The organism is Halosimplex marinum, assembly GCF_051414075.1.
Lineage (GTDB): Archaea > Halobacteriota > Halobacteria > Halobacteriales > Haloarculaceae > Halosimplex > Halosimplex marinum.
Genome location: NZ_JBLKNY010000003.1, coordinates 766,855 through 791,637, shown reverse-complemented (window position 1 = coordinate 791,637; position 24,783 = coordinate 766,855). Strand labels below are relative to the sequence as shown.

The following is a 24,783-nucleotide window of genomic DNA, read 5'->3' as shown; positions in this document are numbered from 1 at the left end:
GCGTTCCGCGCGCCGACCGAGTCGTTATGTGACTCGCGAGCGTGGAGTGCTACCGTATGACGTTCGACCCCGACCGCGTGTCGGCGCTCCTGTTCGACTCGTACAGTACGCTCGTGGACGTGGAGGCCGCCGAGCGGGCGCTGGCGGAGCGGGTCGACGAGCCCGGGCCCGTCTCGGAGCTGTGGCGGGCGCGGTCGCTGGAGTACACGATGGTCGCCAACCACGTCGACGCCTACCAGCCGTTCTACGAGATGAACCGGGACGCGCTCCAGTACGCGCTGGACGCCACGGACGCCGACATCTCCGCGGACGAGCGCGACGAGATACTCGCCGTCTACCACGAACTCGACGTGTTCGACGACGTGCGGGAGGGCCTCGAAGCGCTCATCGACGCGGGCTACGACTGCTACGTCCTCTCGAACGGCAACCCCGAGATGCTCGACTCGCTGGTCGACCACGCCGACATCGGTGACCTGGTCGCGGACACGATCAGCGCCGACGAGGTGGAACTGTTCAAACCGCACGTCGACCTGTACCGCCACGCCGCCGAGCGCGTCGGCGAGCCAGTCGAGGCACTGGCCCACGTCACGGCGCTGTGGTTCGACGTGATTGGCGCCCAGCACGCCGGGATGCAGGGCGTGTGGGTCGACCGGAAGGGCGACCCACAGGAGACGTTCGGGCCGGAGCCGGACCTGACCATCGAGACGTTTCACGACCTGGTCACAGCGCTCGAAGCGTGAGAATACGGAGACAGCGAAGCGCTACAGCAGTTCCTCGCGCTTGCGACGGGCGTCGCTCGCGAAGTCGGAGCGGCCGTCCACGTCGGCCAGCGTCTCGACGGCTTCGAGCGTGCGGACGGCGCCGTCGAGAAAGGAGAGCACGTCGCCGGGGTAGGCGTACAGCATGTAGTCGTCGCCCATCACGTCGACGATGGCGTCGGGCCCCATCCCCTGGGCGCGGAGGTCGAGGAGATACCGGACGAACTTCTCCTCGGGGTGGCCGCAGTGGGGATTGGCCTCGCAGTCGCAGTCCATGAAGTCCTGGGCGAAGTCGAGCACCCGGTCCTGGGTGGCGTCGTCGAGCTTCGCGAGGTTCTCCCCCTGGTAGAGGATGTCCAGCGTCGCCCCCTTGAACGCCCCCTTGGGGAAGGAGGTCTCTAACTGGGAGGCGATCTGCTGGTGGTTCTTGACGTAGATCTTGTCCGTGATGGCCACGGGTACTCGGAGGGAGACGCCCCGTCGGCAAAAGCGTCTCGGACGCCGGTCACAGGTCCGCGGTGTCGAAGCGGTAGTACCCGACTGCGAGCGGGACGACCAGCCAGCCGGCGAGGACGGCGAACCCGATCTCGGGGACGGCGTAGAAGGCGTCGATCCCCTGGCCGGCGAACGTCTGGGTCGGCAGCGAATCGGCCACGTCGGGCAACAGTGCGGTGAGCGCGGCGGTGTAGGCCGTCGACGGGGGCACCTGCATCACGAGGAACGTCCAGTCGGGCATCGCTGCCGGGAGCGCGAAGCCGTTGGCGACGTAGACGACGCCGATGGGGACCACGTCCCAGAGGAACTCGAAGACGACGAAGAAGCCGATGGCCAGCGTCGTCGCCCGCGAGGTCGAGCCGGTCGTCGCCGAGATGCCGACCACGACGGAGACGTACACCGCCGCGAACAGCAGCGTCACGGCCAGGAAGACGAGGACGGTCACCGCGTCCAGCGAGCCCAACATCGCGAAGGCGAACCCGAAGCCGACGGCCAGGCCGACCGCCAGCGCCAGCGAGAGGACGGCCGTCCGGCCCAGCAGCTTGCCGGCGAGTACGTCCCGCCGGCGGTGCGGGAGCGCGAGCAGGAGCTTGACGCTGCCGATCTCCCGCTCGCCGGCGATGGCCTTGTAGCCGATCACGATGGCTGACAGCGAGACGAACAGGCTGACGATCCCGGCCGTGAAGAAGACCAGCCCGCCGACCGACGGCTCGGCCCCGGGGCTGACCAGCTCCGGGAACTCGACGTAGGAGTAGGTGAGCAGCACTGAGAGGACGACGAAGACGGCCAGCAGTCCCCACAGCGCCCGCGACTGGACGGCGTCGCGGAAGTCCTTCTTCGCGACCGCGAGCGTGCTCATCGACTCGCCTCCCGGCGTCCGGTGCCCGTCGGGCGACCGGGACTCACTGTGGGACCTCCTGTTTCTCGGTCGTGTACTCGGCGAACAGATCCTCCAGCGAGGACTCGTCGATCGAGAAGTCGCGGATCTCGACGCCGCGCTCGTCGAGGGCCTTCAGGACCGCGAACTTCGAGCCGTCGCGGGTCAGCGTCACCTCCATGCGGTCGCCGTCGAGTGTCGCGCTCGTGACGTAGATGCGGTCGCGGATCGCCTCTGCGTCCCCGGCGTCGGCGTCCTCTACGTCGATCTCGAGCGTCGTCACCGTCTCGGTCTGCCCGCGCAGGCCGTCGATGGAGTCGACTGCGACGAGCCGCCCGCGGTTGATGATCGCCACGCGGTCGCAGATCGCCTCGACCTGCTCCATGATGTGACTGGAGAAGAACACGGTCGTCCCGCGGTCGTTCTCGGCCTGGATGATCTCCCGCATCTGCCGGGCGCCGTTGGGGTCCAGTCCGGTTGAGGGCTCGTCGAGGATCAGGAGATCGGGGTCACCGAGCAGCGCCATCGCGAGGACGAGCCGCTGGCGCATCCCCTTGGAGTAGCCGCCGGCCTTCCGGTCGGCCGCCTCCGCGATCGACACCCGTTCCATGATCTCGTCGATGTCCGCGCCGTCGATGTCCTTCGAGTCGACGACGAACTGCAGGTGCTGGCGCCCGGTGAGGCGGTCGTAGACGTGGTAGGCGTCGGGGAGGACGCCGATCCGCCGCCGGACCGCCAGGCTGTCGGCCTGGGCGTCCAGCCCCAGCACCGTCGCCGACCCCGAGGTCGGCCGGACGAAATCCAGCAACACGTCGATGGTCGTCGACTTCCCCGCGCCGTTGGGGCCCAGAAAGCCGAATATCTCGCCCTCCGCGACTTCGAGGTCGAGGCCGTCGACCGCCAACACGTCGCCGTAGCGCTTGGTCAGCCCGTCGAGTTCGATCGCCGCCATCAGCTACCGCCCTCCACGCCCGCCGCGTCGCCCGCGCTCGTTGTCCCGTTCACACCACTACTCCACCGCCGGCCACGATAAGTATAATTGAATTATTTACATATAACGGGTCGCTTACTCAAAGATATTTGAGCGGTATCGGCTCACAACGACGCCGTACGCCGGGGTTCTCGTGGGTTGGTCAGGGCGGCTCGAAGTCGTCGACCGGCGTGACGGCGAACGACTCGTCCATCGTGAGCGCGAGCCTGTCGCCCTCGAAGTCGAGTTCGAAGCGCGCGTCGAGCGGGTCGGTCGAGCGCACGTCGGTCGTCCACGTCTCGGAGACGAACAGTTCGAACAGCCCCCAGAGGGGTGTATCGGGCAGCGGGATACCGTGTTCCCAGAGGAAGGCGCTCGCCTGCGGGTGGAAGACCGCCGGGATTTCGATGGGGAGGTGGATCGTGAAATCGCAGGTCCGACAGACCGCGGCGAAGGTGTACCCGCCGGCGTCGCCGGGCGTCTCGTGGCCGTCGTGGGCGTCCACCCGGCGCTCGACCCGGCCGTAACACTCCGGGCACACGTCGCCGCGGATCAGGACGTACGCGCTCCAGATCCGGTAGCCGAAGCTCTCGGCGATTTCCCCCGGCGAGCGGGCGGCCGCCTGGCTCCGCGGGAACGAGTCCGAGAGCAGCGCGCGGTCGCAGGCGCGACAGCGGACGACGAATCGCTCGTCGCGGAGCACGCCGACCAGGTCGCTCGCCCCGCAGACGACGCAGGCACCCGCCATCGCGACCGGGTCGAACGACGGGGTCGTCTCGTACAGCCCCGACCGGACCGCCCGGACGATCTTGTCGCCGGCGTAGGTGAGGTGGTAGCCCCCGTCGGTCTCGGCGACGAACGGCCCGACCAGCTGCGAGAGGTGATAGGAGAACTGCGAGGTGCTCTCGACGGGGACGGCGTCGTACAGTTCCGAGAAGGTGAGTTTGAGGCCGTTCGTCCGCGTCGCCGACTCGCGGTCGCCCAGCGCGAGGAGGATCGCCAGGCGGTGCTCGTTACCCAGCGCGGCCAGCGCGTCGACCTGTCCGTCCGCTGGGCGGGACGTACGAGGCGCGTCCGTTGCGCTGTCGCCCGCGTCGATTCTGTCAGTGTCGTCCTGCGCCATGGCGTTCTACCGTCGGTCGACGCCACCTGGACCGTTAAGTGTACAGGGCGTTCGATAGGTCGATCCTATCGCCCCCGTCGCGGTCGTCTCCGCCCGGGGGGCTACACTCATAGCGTGGGGGGTCGCCCAGGGGCAACAGGCATTGAAGGGATACTTACCCCCGAACGGATCCTACCCGTCTCTGAAGCGCTCACGGGGCGACCACCCGTGACTGTCCCCTATATCCCATAATGACCGACACGACACACCACGACGCGACGCACGAACACGACGAACAGGGCCCCCAGCAGTACGTCACGACCCAGTACGGCCACGGCGACGACGAGATCACGCTCATCCACGACACCGAGAACGACCAGGCCTGGCTCCAGTCCGACGCCGCGGTCGCCGTCGAGCGGTAACCCGCCGCTACGGACACCCCGGCACCCCTCCACGATCCCCGTCGCTTTCGGCGCGATTTTCTCGGCTAATTCGCCGCTAGCGACGGCTCGGCGAGCGAGGGGACGCGTCGGGCCGCGAACGATGATTGTACCTGTTGGCGACAGCGGGGCGACTCGGGGTGTGTACTGTTCAGCGCCCCGGTGTTCGTAGACTGGTGCGTGGCGCCGCGTCACACGCCGGCCCCGGAGTCGTAACGTATTTCAATTCTACCCGGCTATCCCGATACGCCTCAGCGGAAGCGTGTCCGGGTTGGGGTAGTGGTTATCCTTCAGCCTTGTGGAGGCTGAGACGCGGGTTCGATTCTCGCACCCGGACTTCACAAATATCATACGCTTCTGAACCAGATAAGTGCTCCCGTAGAGATATTGAAGTGTCGAATCTAAGCGCTATAGAAATCATTCTGATATAGGGGACTCGCTACCTGAATCAGAGACCTTTGATCGGAGTGCATCTTCATCGATCGAGCCGAATTCGGCCTTCCGTTGGCAACTACTACAGAGAGTCACGTTCGAGGGCTGGTGGGCGTCGGTGAGTTCGTGGTCGTCGGGAGTCTACTCCGCTGAGCGCTTGATCGTACGGTTCGGTAGGGGCGCCTTCCAGTTCGAATACGCCGTGTTGCCCGGATGGGACGTGCCACGTTTTATGGTCGTTTCGACGCACTCGCAGGCTTTCCGGAAGAGCGCCAACTCCATGTGACGGTCTTGTGGTGGTGCCGTGGTGTCGTGTTTGCTCTTCGTGCGGGTCATTAGCTCGGTGTCTAGGCTGGAACTGCTTCGGTCCAGCAGTGGTTCGTATTTTAGTATCTCACAGGATATGCCATAGAGAAACCCGCATTTGATATCCGTGCTGAAGAAACGTTTCAGACACCTCTCAGAGTCTCTCTTCGGTGCGATCTGTCGAGTACAACACTCAGATGTCGCAACCGGAAGAGTGATGATTTCATAAATACAGAACAAAATAATCCTCATGTATCGGTCGGCAACGAGACGCCAAGTACTCCGAAAGGTGGGAACCGCCCTCATCAGTGGCGCTGCCCTCCCGGAGGTGTCAGACATTGCAGTGTCCCAGCAGGCGAGGGAAGAATGGCGCCAATTCGGTTATGACGATGTAAACACCGGCTATGCTATCGGCAATTCGGGGCCTGTTGAAGATGTCTCACGAGAGTGGGTATACGATGCAGGCGGGAGAACGAATACGAATCCGACCGGGGCACCGATAGTAATCGGTGACAGTATCTTGATCGGCACGCACGTATCGTTGGATGTGCTCTCGCAAAGCGACGGCTCTTATGCTGGGTCAATCGAATTGAACGGGGGAGGGCCAAATGGATCACCAGCACTGGATTCCGGAGCCGTATATGTTCACGGGGGCAACATCGTATCTGCATTGGACGCGAGTGACGGCACTGAACAGTGGACCTACCAAACAGACGACTACAGTGGTTCTTCACCGACGGTGAAGAACGGTACCGTATATGTCGGAAGCGGTGATAACAATGTGTACGCGCTGAACGCGGCAGACGGCACTGAACAGTGGACACACCAAACCGACGGTAGAGTAGACACGACGCCGGCAGTAGCTAATAGTACGGTATATGTCGGGAGCGAAGACAATAGCGTGTACGCACTAGATTCGAGCGACGGTACCGAGAAGTGGACCTACCAAACCGAGGATTTGGTGGAATCGTCACCAGCGGTGGTCGACGGCACCGTCTACGTCGGAAGCTTTGACAGTTCTATATACGCGTTGGACGCGAGCAATGGTACCGAGGAGTGGACCTCCGAACTCGGAGGTCCGGTGTTTTCGTCTCCGGCAATTGCCGACGGCAGCGTCTACGTCGCAGGGGGATCAACCGTGCACGCGTTTGACGCAAACAACGGGAGAGAACGGTGGTTATATGAAACAGACGGGGGCGTGCATTCTCCGCCGGCAGTAGTTGACGACACTGTCTACGTGGGTTGCTGGGACAATACTATATACGCGTTGAACGTGGTGGATGGCACCGAACAGTGGACGCACGAGATCGACGAAGCCGTGCATTCAGGGCCTGTGGTGGCCGACGGCACCGTTTACGTCGAAGACGGTGAAAGAAAGATTCACGCAATAACCGGACAGGGTCCCACACCGACGCCATCACCGACACAGACACGATCACCGACGCCGACACGGAGGCCATCACCAACACCATCACAAACACCGACACCATCACCAAAACCGGCGAATGCCGCTCTCGACACGCCGTCGCCGACTAGTTCGTCAACAACGACTGACGAGGGGGGGTTCCCGATGGTGGCACTCGGTAGTGTCGCAGTATTGTTCGGCGGCCTCGGTGGTGGGTGGTTACTCAGGCGAGACGGAGACGATTCGTCAGTGAGCGCTGCTAATTCGGAAGGCAACGACGCTTCAGTGTCGCAAGCGACCACATCAACGCCGGAGGTTACACAGGGCACAGCTGACCCCTTCGCCGAGGGTCAGATCAACGTACGAGAGACGATCGAGGCGGCGACGGATCGGGGCGACGGATTCCGTAACGAGGCCGACCGCGCCTCGGAAAGCGGCGACTATGAACGCGCGATATCGGCCTACGACGATGCACTTGATGCCTACGAGGAGGGACTCGACGAAATTCGAGAATCGGGTCTCGGCACGGAGTCGGAATTCGACACAGAATCGATCTACCGGAGACTCGCTGCTGTCGAACGCGACCGACAAACAGTTACGCGACAGTTTGTCCGCGAGGAGATTGAATCGGTTCGCAACCGACTTGATCAACTTGCGGAGACTGTTCAGGGTTCCCATCGAGATAACGCCGATAGGGCGGCTCTCGAACGCGTCAGAGACGACCTCGAATCCCTGAACGAGCGGATATCATCACTCGAGGAAACGGCCAACCATTACGAGTTCGAAGAGATCTGCGCCGATATTGGCCGACTCGCGGAGCGCCGAGAGGACCTCCTCAGGACCGTCACCGACCGACTTGGTCGGCAGCAGGGTCCGCCGGACCGCATCCCAGGCGCGCCCGCAGTTGCTGTCTCGTACGAGGACGTGACCAACGAGGTTTCTATCGGTAGCGGCGGTAACGCTGACGTGACGAGGGCGACACTCCCAACACCCGACGGCGACGTGACGCTGGCGATCAAGAGACCACGGATGAACGGCACGCTCCACGCCAGATATGTCGAGCGGTTACTCGCTGAGGCAGAGACGTGGAGCAAGCTCGACGGCCACGACCACATCGTCAGCGTCGTTGATTACGGGTCAGACCCGTTCCCGTGGATCGCCATGGAGTACATGGACGGTGGCGATTTGAAGGCGCGCAGTGATGAGATGGAGTACGCTCAGAAACTCTGGACCGCCATCGCTGTCACGAGAGGCGTCCGCCACGCTCATCAGCGTGGAATCGCCCACTTGGATCTCAAACCGTCGAACATCCTCTTGCGAGAAGTCGATGGCGCGTGGGACGTGCCGAAAGTAGCTGACTGGGGGCTCTCGAAACACCTACTCGAACACTCACAGAGCGTCGACGGAATGTCCCCTCACTACGCCGCGCCGGAACAGTTCGACGACGGATACGGTCCGACCGACAACCTCACCGACGTGTATCAGCTCGGGGCCGTCTTTTACGACCTGTTCACTGGTCGCCCGCCTTTTGAAGGTCGACCGACGAAGGTAATGCGCGCAGTTCTTGACGACGAACCGACTCCGCCGAGCGAACTCGTCGATGTCCCTGAAGCACTCGATGATACTCTGTTAACCGCACTAGCTAAAAGCCGGGACGACCGATACGAGGACTTGCTCTACTTCCGAGATGAATTGCGCGATCTGTTCGAAAACGATCCCTGATCTGCCGCCAATGGCGATATTAACGGCCGTGCCGCAACCAGTACTGTCACGGGAAGTCATATAGCGTGTCCGTAGATAAATCACCGATCGCCTAATTGGAGATTCCATCAGCCTCCTGGAGTCGGTTTCCAGACTCGTCAGTGCTCGTCGAGCAGTTCTTCGAGGGCGTCTCGGAGATAGAGTATGTCTTCGTAGCGGTCGGATCGGTCCTTGGCAAGTGCGGTCAGCAGCACCTCGTCTAATCCAGGTGGGACATCGGCGACATCGCTCGGTGGTTGGGGCTGGTCGGTCAGGACATCACGCATCACACTCGCCGGAGGCCCTTCGAAAGGTGGGTGACCAGTGAACAGGTCGTAGAACACGGCGCCCAGTTGGTAGATATCGGTGATGTCGTCCGTCTCGCCGTAGTCGTCGTCGAACTGTTCGGGAGCCGCGTAGTGGGGCGAGAATCCGTCGACGCTCTTGGAGTGGTCGAGCAACTGTTTGGAGAGCCCCCAGTCAGCTACTTTCGGCACGTCCCACGCGCCCTCGACCTCCCGAAAGAGCACGTTCTCCGGCTTCAGGTCGAGGTGGGCGACGCCGCGGCGGTGGGCGTGGCGGACGCCCTTCGTCACGGCGACAGCCACCCACAGTGCCTGGTCGTGGGGCAGTTCGCCCGTGCAACTGGTCATGTCGCCTCCGTCCATGTACTCCATCGCGATCCAGGGTATCGGTTCGGCGTCCCAGTCGACCACGTCCACGATGTGGTCGTGTCCGTCGAGACGGCTCCACGTCTCGGCCTCTGCGACGAACCGGTCTAATGTCTCGCTGTGGAGTGTCTCGGAGAAGCGCGGCTCTTTCAGCGCGAGATCGTACGACTCGGTCCCGACGGTCGTCTCTACCAGATAGACATCGGCGTTACCGCCCTTTCCGATCGCGTTTCGACGGTCGAGTCTATCGTAGTCGAGACTGACTTGGAGGACCTCCGGGACCTTCTCCGGTGGATCCGACGCGGTGTCCGGTACCCGGTCGAGACCGTCTTCCAGACGGTCACGAAGCTGTTCTCCTTCGGCTTCGATTGCTTCGAGTCCGTGGCTCGCAGTAATATTCTCGATGTCTGACAGCGCTTCGGCGGCGGCTTCGAACGCCGCGGTAGCGTCCTCGGCGCGGTCGTCTGCCAGCGAGCGTTCACCAGCTTCTATCTGCGCGCGGCAATCACTGACTGTCTCTTCGAGTTCTTCGACTACACCAATGCGCTCCCGCAAGGTTTCGACCCGACTTGCCGCTCTCTCGGCTGACTCGACGACTGCGTCGGCTCTGACCTCGGTCGCGGCCGATTTGACTTCGCGCTGGTCCCGATCCGCCTGGTCTAGTCGCTCGCGAAGCACGTCTATTGACTCCTCACCGACAGCCTCCTCGATACCGTCTAGCTCCGCTTCGACGTCGGCGATCCGCTGTCGGCAGGTCGCGATCACCTGCTCGCGGGAGTCGGCGCCCGCCTCCGCTAAACCGGTTTCGCATCGATCCCGAAGCGTTTCGATGTCGGCCTGCCGCACAGAAAGCTCGTGTTCGGTCGCACGGTCGGCCAACTCAGTCAGAGTGGCCTCGGCGTTGTGAAAGGGCGCGACCGCGTCGTCTACGTCGCCCGATTCGAGCGCACTCTCCGCGTCGTCGACCTGTGTTCGGACATCCGCGAGCGCCGCCTGGAGTTCGGCGTCGGCGGCTGCGCGCTCTTTTCCCCCCAAAGACTGCGCTCGTTGCTCTTCGCACCGTTCTTCGAGCGTCGAAACGCTTGCTTTCCCCTCCGTGAGGTCATGTTTCTCGGCAGTCTCTCGGGCGGTCGCGAGGATCGACGCTGCCTCGTCGAGTGCGTGGATGGTATTCTTTTGGCCGTCAGTACCGGTCCCGTTTTCTGCGGCGTTCAGTCGATCACGGGCCCGTTCCAGATCCGCTTCAAGTGCCTCGACCGAGTCAACTCGCGCGCGCTGGCGTTCGATATCTTCCCGGAGCGCGTCGATTCGTGCCTCGAGGTCGGGATCGTTTATATCGTCGCAATCCGTTTCGACCTCGTCGATGACGGTGGCGACTCGGTCCAATCGGTCTCGTAGTTCTGACGGTGACCGCGACTCGACCGCCGTCGCAAGATCGGTGAGGTCGCCTTCGCAGTCGTCGAGTCGAGCGGCCAACCGCTGGCTCTCGATGCTCTCGAGACCGTTTCGACACTGCGTTCGGAGGTCCCGGACGTTCTGAACTACCCCCTCTAGGTCGTGTCGGTTCGCCTCTTCCTCGTACTCTGCGAGCTCCTCGTCGAGGGTATCGAACATCCGTTCCGCCTCGTCGAGATCGTTAGCATACAGCGTTTCCTTGGCGTCGTTGATCCGGGGTCGGAAGTCGTCCAGTTCCGCGTTGAACTGTTTACGGTCAGTTCGCTGTATCTGCTGGTTCGCGGTGGCCCGTTTCCCCTCTGCCTCCTTGCCGTCCAGATCATGGGTTTCGGCCAATTCCAGCGCCCGTTCGGCAGCATCACGTCCCTCCTTGAACACCGACCGAGCGTATCCATAGCCTCCCTCCTGATACAGACTCTGTCCACGAGCAAGGGCGTCGCTTGCCTCGTCAAGCAATTTGTCGTACTGCTCTTCCGGCGAAACCTCTTGAGTGTCGTCCTCGTCCCCGTCGTCACTCTCTCCGCCGGATCGGCGCCAGAAGGCCATCGTCACACCCGGACCCAGTACCGCGCTGAATTCGGGGGGCAACTGTCCCAACTGCAGTCGGTCGGGTGCCCTGATGGCGCACTAGAGCTCCCCGCTGAGGTCACGCCGACCCCGTGTCGTCCGCACCGACTGGTCCTGACCGATCTCCGATGGACGGACAGCGGGTCCTTAGTCTCCCGGTCGGTCACCGCGGACTTGGCCGGTCCCACCCGCAGCATATCCCCTCTGGTGATCGGCCCCGGCGAAGCGAGAAACCGTCGCCGTCCGTGTTCCTCTGACATTTACTATGGACAATGCGAATCGCTGTCAAAAAACTACTGGGAAGACAGAGAGGATGCCCACCCTGTTCTGCTCTCCGAACGTGTAGGTGGCGCTGTCGCATCGCGTTTAATTAGTGAAGTTGTACCATCGAGCGAAGGCTTGAAGTCATGATTCGGCGGTTTCTGGTTCGTGGGCACAGTCGGGAGCGTACGCAAGGGCGGACGAATCGGCCGGTAGATCCGGAACTCCCTACCGAGGCGGGATCGATGGTTGGGGTTTCGAAGACGATACTTAGACTAGTCGGAACTTGAACGGAACGACCTACAGTCAATTCCCGATCGAGTCTCGAACGGCGGCGCTCGTCGCGGTCGACGCTCACTCCTCGAAGAAGGAAACACGAGTATCCGCTCGTCGGCCTGTACGATTTCGCGTTCGTGGCTCGTAGCGAGTAGCGAACTCGTCGAACCGCTGCTCGATCTCGAGTGTGTTCGTGGCAGCCCACTCGAACTCCGTCAGCTGAACTTCCATGCACGGGAACCTGACGAGTCGACGATACCGATCCGGGTCCAGTCAGACATCGGGCTGTGACTTCCCGCAACTGGAACACACCTGCGCCGCCCCCGGGATGGATGTCCCACAGTAGATACAGAACTTTGTCTCGCTGTCGCCGCCAGTCGGGGAACCGGTCGACGGTCCGCCCGACGCGCTCGAGTCCGTGGGTCCATTGGCCTCGCCGCCGTTCACGCACTCCGGACATTTCTCACCACTGTAGGTCCGTTGGTGCGTCGAACAGAACGATGCCGTATCGGTGCGGCTCCCCTCACCGACCGAGGCCCGCGGACCGACGACGCTGTCGGTGACATCCGCCTCGCCGACGTTGGCGTCCGGGCCGACGACGGAGTCGTCGACGTTCGTCACGCCGCCTCCGTCACCGCCACTGTCGCTCCCGATCCTCGCGTCCGGGCCGACGACAGCGTCGTCGACTTTCGTGCCACCGAACATGACATCACCCTCGACGTGCCCGAACCGCTCCTCGCGCTCCACCGTCAGCTTGAGTCGTGTCTGGTACCCAATCTGGAAGACGGTCGTATCCTGAATCCGACGGGCGTAGCCCTCCTCTATCTCGCTGTCCTGCCCGCCCGGATCGACCGAGATGCCGTTCGAATTCCCTCGGTTCTGTATCTCGATCGCTTCCGACTGTGGTACGAGTAGGACCGGCGCCTCGCCGCCTTTCTTTCGGGACACAGTTGGGTCGGACACTCCGAGGGAAACCGTCCGGCCGTCGTACTTGACTACGACCTCCTGTGTGTCACCGGAGTCCCTGTACACCTCGGTGACCGATTCCACCGGAATCTCCGAATCCCGACCAACCGGAGAAAGATACCCACGCATTAGTTCAATTGGTTACTGTTTATACTACATGTATGTACTGGATGCATGCTGACATATTCCAAGACGTCGAGTCGCGGACAGCCTGTCTTACCGACCACACAGATCGAGAGCGGCCCGCGGTCACAGGTCGATATCTCGAAGCGCGTCGCGGACGTATAGCACCGATTCGTATCTGTCTCCCTTCTCCTTGGCCATCGCGGTTAGGATGATATCGTCCACTTCAGGCGGGAGTTCGGGATTGTGCTCGGTCGGTGGGGCCGGATCGTCAGAGAGTATGGCAGTGATAGTGCCCGCCGGGTTGTCGCGGTCGTACGGCACGGCCCCAGTCAACAATTCATACGCCATGACGCCGATCTGGTAGACGTCGGTCTGGTCGTCGACGCTCCCGTACTGATCTGGATCCAACTGTTCCGGCGCGGCGTAGGTGGGCGTCATCCCCTCGATACTCTTGGAATGTTCCAGCAAGACTTTGGCAAGGCCCCAATCGCCGATTTTGGGCGTGTCGCCGTCGAAAAGGACGTTCTCCGGTTTCAGGTCGGCGTGAACGATACCGTGACGGTGGGCGTGACGGACTCCGCCACAGAGCGCGAGGAGCACGTCTCGGCCCTCGCCCGGAGCGAACGCCTGCCCGTTCCGGTCGAGGTGGGTGCGGAGACTGCCGTCGGGCATGTACTCGAGGAGAATCCAGGGGTACGGCGTCGCCCCGCTGCCCAACACATCGATGATGTGTTCGTGGTCGTCGATGCGCGCCCACGTTGCGGCCTCGCCCTGAAACTCGTCGATGGCCGACTCCGAGAGGGTTCCCTGCCAGCGCGGCACTTTCAACGCGGCAATTTCCTCCGTGCCGGAGAGTCGGACCTTTTTTACGTCGGCGTTCCCCCCGGACCCGATCGCTTCGAGGACTTCGTGGTCGGGGAGTTCACTATCTGACTCCTCTCCGGATGTGACCGTTCCCGGTGCGTCGGGTTGTGGGATACGCGACTGGAGTGCGTCGGCGTCCACGGTCTGTTGATGTTGTCGACTTTCCACCTCTTGAACGACTGTCTCTTCACTTTCCATGTCTCGAATGAGATCTTCTAGATCTTCTTTAATATCCTTTGATTTCTGTTTATTAGGTGGTGGTAAAGAGACATCTAGATCCGGATTGACCGCTTTGATTTCATATTCTCCAACATATGTTTTATAAATAATATAGATCGGGAACACTATACAGAATCCGACCCATAAAAAAAGCAAAAGGGCCAGACCGTTATTCCCTCTTGCTCCAAAGAGGAGGATCATCCCAATAATATATGCTACTACGACGAAAACTATGAGGCCGAGAGCTCGCCGCCAGACACTTCCCCTGATATGTTCTATCGATATTATGTGGTTTAGAGGTATTTCTTCTACTGAGTTCGGTCGAAAGTTGTTTATCTTTTGCCGAACTATACGTTCTTCGGTCAAATAATAGATCGACCTGCCCTTAATTCTCGGATTGAATTCGTGTTTTTCGATTAAATTCTCATTTTCCTCTAATATTTTCTCTGGCATTCAGCGGTCAGGGATATCGTAATAAATGTATTTAAAAATTGTGGAGGGGACCAATATCGCCAACTTAGAGCTCTATTGGTCACACAAGCATCTACCAGAATCAGTACCTCACAAAGCATCACCGGTTAGCCCGACCTGAGCCATCTGTTCTGATGAGTCGTCGACCACGGTTGAGCAGGTGACTCAGGTCAGGCTAACCGGTGATGCTTTGTGAGGTACTGAAGTTAGGTGAGGGCGGCAATGCAGATGTTCATAAAGCATCAGTTCACACCGAGAGCGAAGAGTATACAGTCGCACTCAAAGAACCGCGATTCCAAGGAACGATCCACGCTGAAATTATTGGCCGGTTTCAGGATGAAGCCGAGACGTGGGCTAAACTTGACGGAAACGACTATATTGTCGGCCTCATCGATTGGGATACTGAACCACTCCCGTGGCTGGCACTAGAATACATGAATGGTGGCTCTCTGATCGAACGAGTTGGGACGATGGATACTGGGCAAGCGGTCTGGACAGCACTCTGTATCACACGCGGTGTTCACCACGCCCACGAGTATGGTATCGTTCACCACGACCTGAAACCCGGAAATATTCTGTTCCGCAGTATGGAGCCATATGAATTCGATATCCCGAAGATCGCAGACTGGGGGCTCGCGAAACTCCTGTTGGAACACTCCAAGAGTGTCGACGGACTTTCGCCACAGTATTCGGCGCCCGAACAGTTCGACGACGAGTACGGCGCGGCCGACAAACAGACCGATATCTACCAACTCGGTGCCGTCTTCTACGACCTGTTCACTGGTCAGCCGCCGTTCGAGGGCAGCGGGTCGTCGGTGATGTACGATATTCTGGAGAGCGATCCCGACCCCCCGACCGCCATCGAACCGTCGCTACCCGACGAGATCGACGAGATCGTGATGCGATGCCTGGCGAAGGAAAAGAGCGAGCGATACGAGACGATCGTATACCTCCGAGACGACCTAGAAGAATTGCTCGGGGAGTAGACGACCCCGCATTGGTCTGGAGAGTAGGTATCTTCGTTCTCTTCAACTTTCAGCCGCTACGCTCGCTGCCAGCAATCTCTTCCCGAGAGCGATCAGGCGATCCCCGCTGAAAGAACCACTATCCGTTGAACACGTCTTGGAGCGCATCTCGCAGGAGGATGACATCCTCGTAGCGATCAGGTTTCTCTTTGGCGAGTGCCGTCAGGAGGACATCGTCCAGTGCGTCGGGAACCGCCGCGACCTCGCTCGGCGGTTGCGGCTGCTCGTCCATCACGGCCCGCATGACGTGTGTGGGCCTCCCGTCGAACGGCGGACGACCGGTGAACAGCTCGTAGAAGACGGCGCCGAGCTGGTAGACGTCGGTGACGTTGTCCGTCGAACCGAAGTCGCTGTCGAACTGTTCGGGGGCGGCGTAGTGCGGGGTGAAGCCTTCGACGCTGTTGGAGTGGTCGAGCAGGTGTTTCGAGAGGCCCCAGTCGGCCACCTTCGGCACGTCCCACGCGTCTTCCACAGTTCGAAACAGGATATTCTCTGGTTTGAGGTCGAGGTGGGCGATTCCCTTCCGGTGTGCGTGACGAACGCCTCTCGTGATAGCGATCGCGGTCCAGAGCGCTTGCGAACCGTCCAGTTCACCACTGCGAGCGCCGAGGTGACCGCCGTCCATATACTCCATGGCGATCCACGGAAGCGGTTTGGAACCGTACCCGATGACGCCGACAATGTGGTCGTGGTCGTCGAGTTTGTCCCACGTCTCGGCTTCCGCGAGGATGCGCTCGACCTGCTCGGAGTGGAGCGTCCCGCTCATCCGCGGTTTCTTCACCGCTAATGGGACACTCCCATCGGGGGTGGACAACGTGACTCTGGTCACGTCGGCGTTGCCGCCCCCGCCGATCGGTTCCTCGTCGCCGATGGAGTTATAATCGACTGATACGTCGGGTGCACGGGGAATCTCTTCGGGTATGGAGTCGGACCCTAGTTGCTCGCGTGCTGTAGTCAGGCGTTCCTGTCGCCGTTCTTCGAGTGATGCGATCTCGTCGCGGAGGGTAGTGAAATCGTGTTCGACAGCGGTTTCTCGTGCGACATTGATACGAGATGCAAGTGCCTCGAGTCGGTCTTCAGCGGGTTCCTGATCACCGACACCGACGAGTTCGTCGACACGCTCGATCTCGGAGCGCAGCGATGCGACCTCGTCTTGGAGTCGGGTCCGACGGACCTCTCGTTGGGCTTCGTTCACTTCGGTGAGTTTCTGGTTGATATCGCCCGCCTCGACGCGTTCGCTGTCGTTGGCCTTCGAGAGGGCGTCTTCGTAGGCGGATCGGGATTTATCATAGGCGTCGATGGCGCGGTCGTACTCGTCCGCGCTACGATACTCGGCAGCATCGTTCCGGTAGGCGTCGCCCTTCTGTATCGAAGACGTAACTGCTTCGACTCGGGTGTTGTCAACGGAACGATCGGATACGCCGGATTCTGTGGGATTCGAGTCAGAACGTGGGGTGGTCGAACGGGTGTCAGCTCGGGAGGCATTCGCAGCGTGGGACTCGTCAGCCGGTTCGACGGCTGATGAGGGGGATCCTGTCGGGGAGGCTCCGGTCGGTGGGGTAGTTGGACCATTCTCAGCGCTGTCGCCCTGCGCTGTGTTGTCGTCCTGCATATACCACCATCCGCCAGCGCCACCAGCCCCGACGAGGCCGAGAGCCGACAACAGAAGAACAAGTCCCATACTGTCCTGATCCCCGTCAGTGCCCTCGGTCTGTTCCGGAGAGGGTGTGCCGGGTGTCCAAGTCGGAGTCGGCGATGGCGCTGGAGTCGGCGATGGGGTTGAAGTCGGTGATGGCGTTGGAGTCGGCTCCGAAGTGGTTCTCCGATCGGGTGTAGGTGTCGGCTGGGGTTCTGAAGCTCTGCCAGTCCATGCATACACGGTACTATCATCACTCACGAGATAGACGGTAGCATCGGCCACCGCTGGCGATGACCTTATGGGGTCTCCCGTTTCGACGGTCCACTGTTCGGTACCGTCTATCGCGTTCAGTGCGTATACGGTATTGTTACTGCCGACGTAGACGGTGCCATCAACCACCGCAGGCGCTTCCATCGACCCTCCCGTCTCCAGAGTCCACTGTTCGGTGCCATCGACCGCGTCCAACGCGTACATAGTACTGCTATCTCCGATGTAGACAGTACCATCGGCTACCGTCGGTCTAGAAGATGCCGCCTTCTCGAAGGCCCACTGTTCGGTACCGTCAACCCCATCCAGCGCTACAGTACGGTCACTCCCTGCTATGTAGACAGTGCCATTGGCTACCGCCGGCGCTGAAGGGTACCGCAGCCTGAAAGACCACCGCTCGGCGCCATCAGCTGCATCCAGCGCAAGTACCCTGTATTCTTGATTTGTAGCGTCAGTACCGTCGATATCTATGACATCAAGACATGGGACATAGACAATACCATCGGCCACTGCCGGTGGTGAGTGCACACCTGGTTTCTCCATAACCCCCCACTTTTCGGTGCCGACGGACCACTTTTCGGTGCCATCGGCCGCATCCAACGCATACATCGGGCCAGCTAACCCCCCGACGTAGACGGTATTGTTGATTACTGTCGGCGGAAGTGCATACTGGCCCCCCCTCTCAGTAGCCCACTGTTCCGTGCCATCGTCCGCATCGAGAGCGTATATCGTAACTGTAGTGAAGTCATGACTCGTGACGAAGACGGTGCCACCAGCTACTGCCGGCGATGAGTGCACTGAACCTTTTGTATCGACGGTCCACTGTTCGGTGCCGTCGATCGCGTCCAGTGCGTACACGGTATTGTCATTACTGCCGACGTAGACGGTGCCATCGACCACCGCCGGCGATGAGTGTACCACGTCTCCTTCCTCGACAGTCCATTGTTCTCGAATATTGTAGACCGGGCCAGTGTTCTCGGGCGCATAGCCGGTATTGGCAGCATCGTATCCGAACTGCGACCACTGTTCGGAAGACTGTTGAACTGCAGTGCTTCTGTCGACCTGTGAGAAGAGACCGACGGTGGTGACAGCACTGGCCGTCGTTCGGAGAAACTGCCGCCGAGTCGTCCCCTGCCACACCATCTGACATCGATATTAGAATCGAATTACAAAAACGTTCCGTAGTGCTTGAATTCTACCATGTCAGCACGGTGTAGTTCTGAATTTGCTCCGATAGATAGTGTCCATACATCGGATAGTTACTCCGACCATCCACCAGGGTACAAGGGTCGTTCCGCTGTTTCGTACTACGCTGGTTGTTTCGCTAAATCAATATCGTACGTAGGTTGATTATACCTCCCTTCTTCGATTTTGATGTCGTAGACAGAAACGAGTGTGCTGTCCATCTGCGGGAGTGGTCGACTCACTGCCGATGAGCGAGCGAAGGTGTTGCTTCGAGATCTTGCCGTAGTCGGCTTTCCGGTGACGGGCGCCAGTCGTCGGCCTCGCCACAGTCCGAACAGTCAGCCCGTTTCATAGTCGGTAGTCGTTTGTCCGGTCTGACCGTTTGTCTCACGTCGAAGGACGTAGAGCAGTACTTCCGGCCGAACGCGGCGTGGAATCGTTCGTCGCACGCCTCACATTCGTACCGGACGGGAGTAGTCAGTCATCGGTATCGCGAGCACGCTGAATGGGTCTGTGCCCCCCGCGGGGCACGAAAAACCGGACCGTTGCTCCGAATCTGTGATTTGGAGCGGGTCATCCCACCAGGGCTGGTTCGTTCTCGTCCGAACATTCGGATACACAGTCGCAGCCCGGTATCTCGACAGTTCGGAGGGGATGGTCCGCGAGCGCTACACACATATTGAGGCCGGTGAGCTAGATGACGTAGCGACCGAGGCCTCGGCAAGGTTGGCGGTAGTTGTGTAGCTGGTCAAAATTGACACCGACATCCTGTTCGCACTGGCTCTATCGCACTCCTCGTTTGGACTTATTAGCGGCAGTAGTGCAGAGATCTCCGGAGCCTGAACTACCAGATGTTGAGTGAAGAAAGATTCCACCCAGCTATGAACCGTAATTGGCCTGCAACATCGCTTCAATCTGTACGAATGTAGCGATAGAAACGCTATGGATAATATCTGAGCAACAATCTCGATTGGCGCATACATAAGATAATTTATAATATTCGGATATCACGGTTGACCGACCGAATATTTCGCGAAAAACCTTCGGATCCTCCGAAAATGTAGTGCCTGCACCCTCCAGATCCTGAATATATTGCCGGTATGACAATCCGTATTCTCGGAACGTAATTAGGACGCGTATGGATACTTCCGAATTTTATTACTATGGGGATAAAGAGATCAACGAGATCAGTAGTAGTTCCAATTCGACGAGGCTGGCCATTCCTCAGTCCGTGTACGAGGATGACCGGGTCGCTCCGCTAATTAGAGGTACCGAGGTCCAGTTTTTCAGGGACGAGGAGTTTTTCGACCACGTTATCATCGGACCGCTGGCCTACGATTCTGAACGGTTCGACCCTTTAGTGAAGTTCAACGAAACGTTCAATCTCGGCGATCGAGTGACGATCACGCAGATCTCGAACCAGGTCGCCGAGTTCACCACCGATCAACGGGTCCACCTGCTTTCCGACCCGGAGCTACTTGACTCGGGTGAGCGCCACATCTATCTCGTCACTTCCGAGCAGCTGAACCGGCTAATCGATAGGGGGTGGCAACCCAGTAGTTGGCTGGATATCTCTCGGATGGAGAACGTGGAAAAGAAGGACGAACTCACTCCGGTCGATGCCCCTGTCGAGGTAGATCCCATCGATAATTCCGGTGAGAGAATGAGCGTCTCGGAGGTGAGAGTGGAAATATTGGGCTCGACCCAGGGCGGGGGTATTCCGCATCTGGACTGCTCGTGTGCGCAGTGTGACAAGGAGTGGAGCGAGCTGCGACGGGGGCGCATGATCAATTCCATGCTCATGGAACACAACGGGGACCCCGAGACGTTACTGTTCGAGGCGACGCCCGATATCCGATACCAGATCAAGACCATTCCCGACCATATCTTCATCTCGCACGACCTCGCGGGCCACCTTTCGGGACTCCTCGCTTTTTCGGTGGAGTCGATCAATGCCTCGGGGATCGAGGTCCACTGTCACCCGGAGGTCGCGGACCTGTTGGCCGGCAGCGGGGTGTTCCAGCGACTGATCCAAGAGGAGAATATCATCCTGGAACCGCTCACGATGGACGAGTCGCTGACGATATCGTCGATCGACATCACTGTCTCACAGGTCCCGTACACGTGGGGGGAGACGGACCCGCTCACCTACACCATCAGCGGCCCTGATCGGAACCTGTTCTATGCGCCGCATCTGATGGAGTGGAGCGAGGATCTCGTCAGCGACATTGCGGACGCCGATATCGCGATCATCGACGGTCTGCTGTGGACAGACCGAGAAGTGAACGCGGAGAACGTCCCCCACGTCCCGATTCCGGACGTACTCGATCGACTATCCGAACGGAACATCGATACGGACATACGGTTCACGAATCTCAACCATTCGAACAAGGCGCTGCGTGACGAACGAAAACTCCAGACTATCAAGGAGAACGGCGGCGGGATCGTCGAGTACGGCGGGAACTACTACCTCTGAGGTACAACCCTATCAGACTCCTGTTGGAACGCCGGTCCGAGTCAAAGATCGGCCACCCTGTCGGGCCGCTGGACGGCGTTTCGGGTCGCCCCGTCCTGTCCGTTTGCCACTCCCATGGTGTTGATACTCGCCCTGCAAAGCTAGAAAAATGAATAGATTCTGCCGACTGGACCTACACATGAGTGTGAAATAGACCCCACCCAGCCGTCGGGAGTACAGACTAACTGTCACGTGGTGATAGCCGCCGGCATCTACCGACCCGGGGGCGGAAGCCGTCACCACGCTTCGATCAACGGTGATACTCGAGTTGACGGACTGGAAACGGAGTCACATTTCGGTTGTATCGACAGCAACTTACCCGACCTGATGATTGTACTTCGGGAGTCGGTCCTTGCGGTCCCTGAATTTGCGCTGCTCGCGGCGCTCGATCTGGCGTGCCCTCCGTCTGTCGTTTGTCACGATACAGCGGTAGGAGTGGAAGTGTTTTGACGGGTCGCGAGCGTGGGTACGAAGCCGGTCCCGGATCACCCCGGAACCGATGTAGACGATAGCGTCGTCGCCCCACGCGAGTTCGTAGACTCCGATCACACTAGAGGGGCGGTCCGGACGGAACCGGTGGAAGCGAGTCTGGAGCGGCATGGCTATCGTCAGGGGTTGATGTGGCTGTGAACGTCACTTGGCTGGCGGTCAGTCGATGATCTCTATCGACCCCTGGACGACGACCTGGCCGCGGTCTGTGGTGTACTCGTTGAGTGATCCGATATCCCCGATGTACCGCGATCCGTGGTCGGAGACGAAGTACTCGTTCTCGAACCAGGTGTAGGTCCGCTTCTGATGGGGGCCGTGTTCGCAGTAGTAGCCGTTGAGTGAATCTGTCACCATCCGCGGCGTCCCGGGGAACGCGACGGCGGCGGTCACGTGGCCGCTGCCGCCGCCCTCGAGGGCGACGAGGCGACACCGAAGGCCGACAGCATCGAACAGCGAACACAGGAGGATCGAAAGGTCGACGCAGTTCCCGCCCTCGCGGTAGATCGTTGCGGGTGCACGGTTCCCCGGGTCGACGGAGCTGTCGTGCGCGACGCGTTCGCGGACGTGGTCGTGAATCGCGGCTGCGACCCACACCTCGTCGTCCGAGTCGACCGTGTCGACGATATCTTCGGCGATCGCCGACACCCCGTCCGGGTCAACCGTGTTCAGGTAGCTAACTAGGCGGGACGGCATGGTCAGTCTCCTCGACTGTTGCGGTACTCCCGCTCCTCTTCGAACCAGGTCTGCTTGCTGACCGAGGGCTCGGAAGCCTCGTACGCGTTCACCAGGTCTGTGTCGGTGATGTGGTCCCTGTCGTCGCGGTACGCGGCCCACCCGGCTTCGTTGACGATGGCCCCGAGGTCCGCGAAGGAGTACCAGGCCGTCTCGCCGGCGACCCGGTCTATCACGGTGTCGCGAACGGAGTGTTCCGCGTCCGCGAGTTCCTCGCGTAGCATCTCCCGCCGGTGGGGTTCGTCCGGGAGGGGGACGTACGTTTTCCCCTCGAGACGACCGGGTCGCGTGGCGGCGTTGTCGAGTTCCTCCTGCTGGTTCGTCGTCCCGACGATGAAGACGTTGTCCTCGGCGTCGAGTTCGGACGTCTGCGCGAGGAACTCCCCGACCATCTTGTCGTGGCCGGGTGAGGTGTCGTCCTCGCCCCGCGACTTGAGGAAAACGTCGATCTCGTCGAAGGCGACGATACAGGGAGCGCGCTCGCGTGCGGCCGCGAACAGGCGGTCGATGTTCTGCTCGGGCTCGGAGACGTACTTGCTGAGGATGTCGCTGCCCTTGACCTTCAGCACGACCGCGTCGAGTTCGTTGGCCGTCGCCTCGCAGATGAACGTCTTGCCGTTGCCGGGCGGTCCGTAGAGGACGGTCCCGTTCGCCGGGTCGATGCCGAGTCGGTCGAGCGTCTCGGCGTCCTTGAACGGGGCTTCGACCTTCTCGCGGAAGTCCTGCTTGACCTCCTCCAGGCCGACCACGTCGTCGAACGTGGCGTCGGGCTCGACGATGTCGAACACGTCTTCGCCCGTCTCCTCGTCCGACGTGTCCCCGCTGGACTCCGTCCCCTCGTCCACCGCGCCGGCGTCGTCTTTCTCGTCGACGGTTCGGATCTCTTCGTCCGAGCCGTCGCCGTCGAGGTCGTCGGTCTCGGGAGCGCCGCTCTCCGTCGGCGAGTTCCCGGAGCGCAACTGCTCGAGTTCGTAGAGCCGGGATTTGCACTCGTCCGGGACCCCGCCCCACTCGTAGGCCTTCCTCGCGGCGAGGTCCTCCGTGAGGTCGAGCAGTTCCCGGTAGGCGTCCTCGAGCTCGTCGAGGCGCTCGGGGCTCGGGTCGTCAGCGAGCTCGTCTTCCAGCTGGGGGATCGTCTCGTTCAACAGCCTGTTCGCACGGGTTTCGGTGGTAATAGACATCGGTGAACTCCGGTTCGTGGGAGGCTAGAGCAGCTCCCGCTCCTCGTTCTCGGTTTCCGACTCCTCGTCGAGCCAGCCGTTCTCGAGGTTGATGTTCTGGTTGATGCTCTGCTGGACCTGCTGGGCCTTGTCGTCGCCGGCGATCTCGCGGACCGCGGACATATCGGGCTTCTCCGTGTCCGTGCCCTGTTCCAGGTCACTGCGGGCGGCCCGGACGCCCTGTTTCTGCCGCTGGCGGCGCACCCGGTCCTCGCGCTGGCGCTTGCGGGCCTCCTCGCTGTTGTACTCCTGCCAGTCGACGGTGTCCTGCTCGGCCTCCCGCATCCGGCGGCGGATCTTCCGGGCGGCCTTCGCCTTCTTGCGGCGGAGGATCTGGTACTTCGCGCGGACCTCGTCGCGCTCGTCCTGGAGTTCCTCGTAGTCGTCGTTGGCCAGCTGGAGGTCGAACGCGAGCTCCTCGCGGGCCTCGCCGTCGAGACCCTCGAACTCCCGGGTCAACACCTCGATCTTCGAGCGCTTGTCCCGGATGCGCTTGTTGAGCTCCGAGAGCCAGTCACGGTAATCGTCGACGGCCTGCTCCATCTCCTCGTAGGTCATCTGGAAGCCGGCGAGCGTCTCCGTGAGCAGTTCCTCCGGGACGGAGTCCTTGTCGAACTGCGACTCGGTCCGGAGCACCGTCTCGTCGTCCGGGAGGTCCTCGTCACGCGCCGCGGCGACGAGGCGCTCGACTTTTCGCCTGATGTTGTCTTCTATCTTAACCATCGTTGAGCGTTCTGGGACTGCGTTCGTTCGGGATCAGTTCTCCGTCGATCTCGGGTTCGAGCACGGTCGCGGCCAGCGCGAGGCCGACGATGCCGGCGATCACCGAGACCACGATGAGCCGGTTCTGGTCACTGACGGACAGCGCGAACAGAACCTCTCCGAGCCGGTACTGTGCGAGCACGACGGCAGTCGGGACGGAGACGAGGGTCAGCACGCTCGACACGAAGGACCGCTCCCGTGCCCAGTAGACCGCGTAGATCGTCGCGACGGCCAGCACGAACTGGCCCAGACCGACGCCCGCGAACACGTACGGACCCACGTCCGTGACCACTGCCGTTTCCAGTAGCGGAATCATACTTTGATTTCCTGCCGCCTCTCAGCGGACACGCAGACGTAGACCCCCAATGTGTATAATAGGTGACCAGTTACCGAACACCGGGACTTGCCGAGCAGACTGAGGTCGGTGCATTTCCAACAGCAAGGCAAACCCGATAGATCCGTAAGGTTCGACGGCACCAGGCCGAAATTCCGTCGCCAGCGCTACGTGCGGACGTAGACGGCTCGCACACGCGGTGACGGGGTCAGAA

The 24,783-nt window shown here is 60.8% G+C and carries 18 protein-coding genes, 1 tRNA gene and 1 pseudogene; 7 read left to right on the top strand and 13 right to left on the bottom strand.

The features are described 5' to 3' along the window. Positions 1-56 precede the first annotated feature (56 nt). Complete coding sequence (locus ACMGFI_RS04960; RefSeq protein WP_436907791.1) at positions 57-740, top strand: haloacid dehalogenase type II; 684 nt, start codon at positions 57-59, stop codon at positions 738-740. Between the two features lie 21 nt (positions 741-761). On the opposite strand, the gene ACMGFI_RS04955 is transcribed toward ACMGFI_RS04960, so the two are convergent. From ACMGFI_RS04955 to ACMGFI_RS04940, 4 genes are all read right to left on the bottom strand, one after another. Then, positions 762-1,214 (bottom strand): DUF5814 domain-containing protein, encoded by a 453-nt coding sequence (locus tag ACMGFI_RS04955; RefSeq protein WP_135365204.1) that lies wholly within the window; start codon positions 1,212-1,214, stop codon positions 762-764. Between the two features lie 49 nt (positions 1,215-1,263). Beyond that, positions 1,264-2,112 (bottom strand): ABC transporter permease, encoded by an 849-nt coding sequence (locus ACMGFI_RS04950; RefSeq protein WP_436907790.1) that lies wholly within the window; start codon positions 2,110-2,112, stop codon positions 1,264-1,266. A 43-nt stretch (positions 2,113-2,155) separates the two neighbouring features. Then, complete coding sequence (locus ACMGFI_RS04945) at positions 2,156-3,082, bottom strand: ABC transporter ATP-binding protein (protein ID WP_436907789.1); 927 nt, start codon at positions 3,080-3,082, stop codon at positions 2,156-2,158. Positions 3,083-3,263: 181 nt separating this feature from the next. Next, the gene (locus ACMGFI_RS04940) at positions 3,264-4,223 is read right to left on the bottom strand and encodes an ArsR/SmtB family transcription factor (protein ID WP_436907787.1); all 960 of its coding nucleotides are present in this window, start codon (positions 4,221-4,223) and stop codon (positions 3,264-3,266) included. A 230-nt stretch (positions 4,224-4,453) separates the two neighbouring features. On the opposite strand from ACMGFI_RS04940, the gene ACMGFI_RS04935 reads away from it, so the two are divergent. From ACMGFI_RS04935 to ACMGFI_RS04925, 3 genes are all read left to right on the top strand, one after another. Next, a complete protein-coding gene (locus ACMGFI_RS04935) occupies positions 4,454-4,624 on the top strand; it encodes a DUF7331 family protein (RefSeq protein ID WP_436907786.1) in 171 nt (56 codons plus the stop codon). Positions 4,625-4,907: 283 nt separating this feature from the next. After that, a tRNA-His gene (locus ACMGFI_RS04930) sits at positions 4,908-4,979 on the top strand. A 651-nt stretch (positions 4,980-5,630) separates the two neighbouring features. Beyond that, the gene (locus tag ACMGFI_RS04925) at positions 5,631-8,507 is read left to right on the top strand and encodes an outer membrane protein assembly factor BamB family protein (RefSeq protein WP_436907785.1); all 2,877 of its coding nucleotides are present in this window, start codon (positions 5,631-5,633) and stop codon (positions 8,505-8,507) included. Positions 8,508-8,644: 137 nt separating this feature from the next. On the opposite strand, the gene ACMGFI_RS04920 is transcribed toward ACMGFI_RS04925, so the two are convergent. The 3 genes from ACMGFI_RS04920 to ACMGFI_RS04910 form a co-directional block, all read right to left on the bottom strand. Continuing rightward, positions 8,645-11,197 carry a protein kinase domain-containing protein gene (locus ACMGFI_RS04920; RefSeq protein ID WP_436907783.1) on the bottom strand — a complete coding sequence of 851 codons (2,553 nt, stop codon included), beginning with the start codon at positions 11,195-11,197 and terminating at the stop codon, positions 8,645-8,647. Between the two features lie 831 nt (positions 11,198-12,028). After that, positions 12,029-12,805: a hypothetical protein gene (locus ACMGFI_RS04915; protein ID WP_436907782.1), complete on the bottom strand. Its 777-nt coding sequence runs from the start codon at positions 12,803-12,805 to the stop codon at positions 12,029-12,031. Positions 12,806-12,970: 165 nt separating this feature from the next. Beyond that, positions 12,971-14,383, bottom strand: a complete 1,413-nt coding sequence (locus ACMGFI_RS04910) for a serine/threonine protein kinase (RefSeq protein ID WP_436907779.1) — start codon at positions 14,381-14,383, stop codon at positions 12,971-12,973. A gap of 203 nt (positions 14,384-14,586) precedes the next feature. Between ACMGFI_RS04910 and ACMGFI_RS04905 the strand changes: the two genes are divergently transcribed. After that, on the top strand, positions 14,587-15,387 hold the full coding sequence (locus ACMGFI_RS04905; protein WP_436907778.1) for a serine/threonine protein kinase: 801 nt from the start codon (positions 14,587-14,589) through the stop codon (positions 15,385-15,387). A gap of 118 nt (positions 15,388-15,505) precedes the next feature. Here the strand turns inward: ACMGFI_RS04905 and ACMGFI_RS04900 are convergent, their stop codons facing one another. Then, positions 15,506-18,475 carry an outer membrane protein assembly factor BamB family protein gene (locus ACMGFI_RS04900; RefSeq protein WP_436907776.1) on the bottom strand — a complete coding sequence of 990 codons (2,970 nt, stop codon included), beginning with the start codon at positions 18,473-18,475 and terminating at the stop codon, positions 15,506-15,508. Positions 18,476-19,111: 636 nt separating this feature from the next. Here ACMGFI_RS04900 and ACMGFI_RS04895 point away from each other — a divergent pair. Then, positions 19,112-19,261: pseudogene (locus ACMGFI_RS04895) on the top strand (site-specific integrase); the annotation flags it as partial. A gap of 394 nt (positions 19,262-19,655) precedes the next feature. Continuing rightward, positions 19,656-20,993: an MBL fold metallo-hydrolase gene (locus tag ACMGFI_RS04890; protein WP_436907774.1), complete on the top strand. Its 1,338-nt coding sequence runs from the start codon at positions 19,656-19,658 to the stop codon at positions 20,991-20,993. Between the two features lie 354 nt (positions 20,994-21,347). Here the strand turns inward: ACMGFI_RS04890 and ACMGFI_RS04885 are convergent, their stop codons facing one another. From ACMGFI_RS04885 to ACMGFI_RS04865, 5 genes are read right to left on the bottom strand one after another with little or no spacing between them, the layout of a single operon-like run. Beyond that, the gene (locus ACMGFI_RS04885; RefSeq protein WP_436907772.1) at positions 21,348-21,632 is read right to left on the bottom strand and encodes a DUF7508 domain-containing protein; all 285 of its coding nucleotides are present in this window, start codon (positions 21,630-21,632) and stop codon (positions 21,348-21,350) included. 48 nt (positions 21,633-21,680) lie between these two features. Continuing rightward, the gene (locus ACMGFI_RS04880; protein WP_436907771.1) at positions 21,681-22,214 is read right to left on the bottom strand and encodes a transglutaminase domain-containing protein; all 534 of its coding nucleotides are present in this window, start codon (positions 22,212-22,214) and stop codon (positions 21,681-21,683) included. Between the two features lie 2 nt (positions 22,215-22,216). Further along, a complete protein-coding gene (locus tag ACMGFI_RS04875; RefSeq protein WP_436907770.1) occupies positions 22,217-23,434 on the bottom strand; it encodes an ATP-binding protein in 1,218 nt (405 codons plus the stop codon). 24 nt (positions 23,435-23,458) lie between these two features. Beyond that, positions 23,459-24,196 (bottom strand): hypothetical protein, encoded by a 738-nt coding sequence (locus tag ACMGFI_RS04870; protein ID WP_436907768.1) that lies wholly within the window; start codon positions 24,194-24,196, stop codon positions 23,459-23,461. Beyond that, entirely contained in the window at positions 24,189-24,551 is a 363-nt protein-coding gene (locus tag ACMGFI_RS04865; protein ID WP_436907766.1) for a hypothetical protein, read from the bottom strand. The genes ACMGFI_RS04870 and ACMGFI_RS04865 overlap by 8 nt, the downstream gene beginning before the upstream one ends. Positions 24,552-24,783 lie beyond the last annotated feature (232 nt).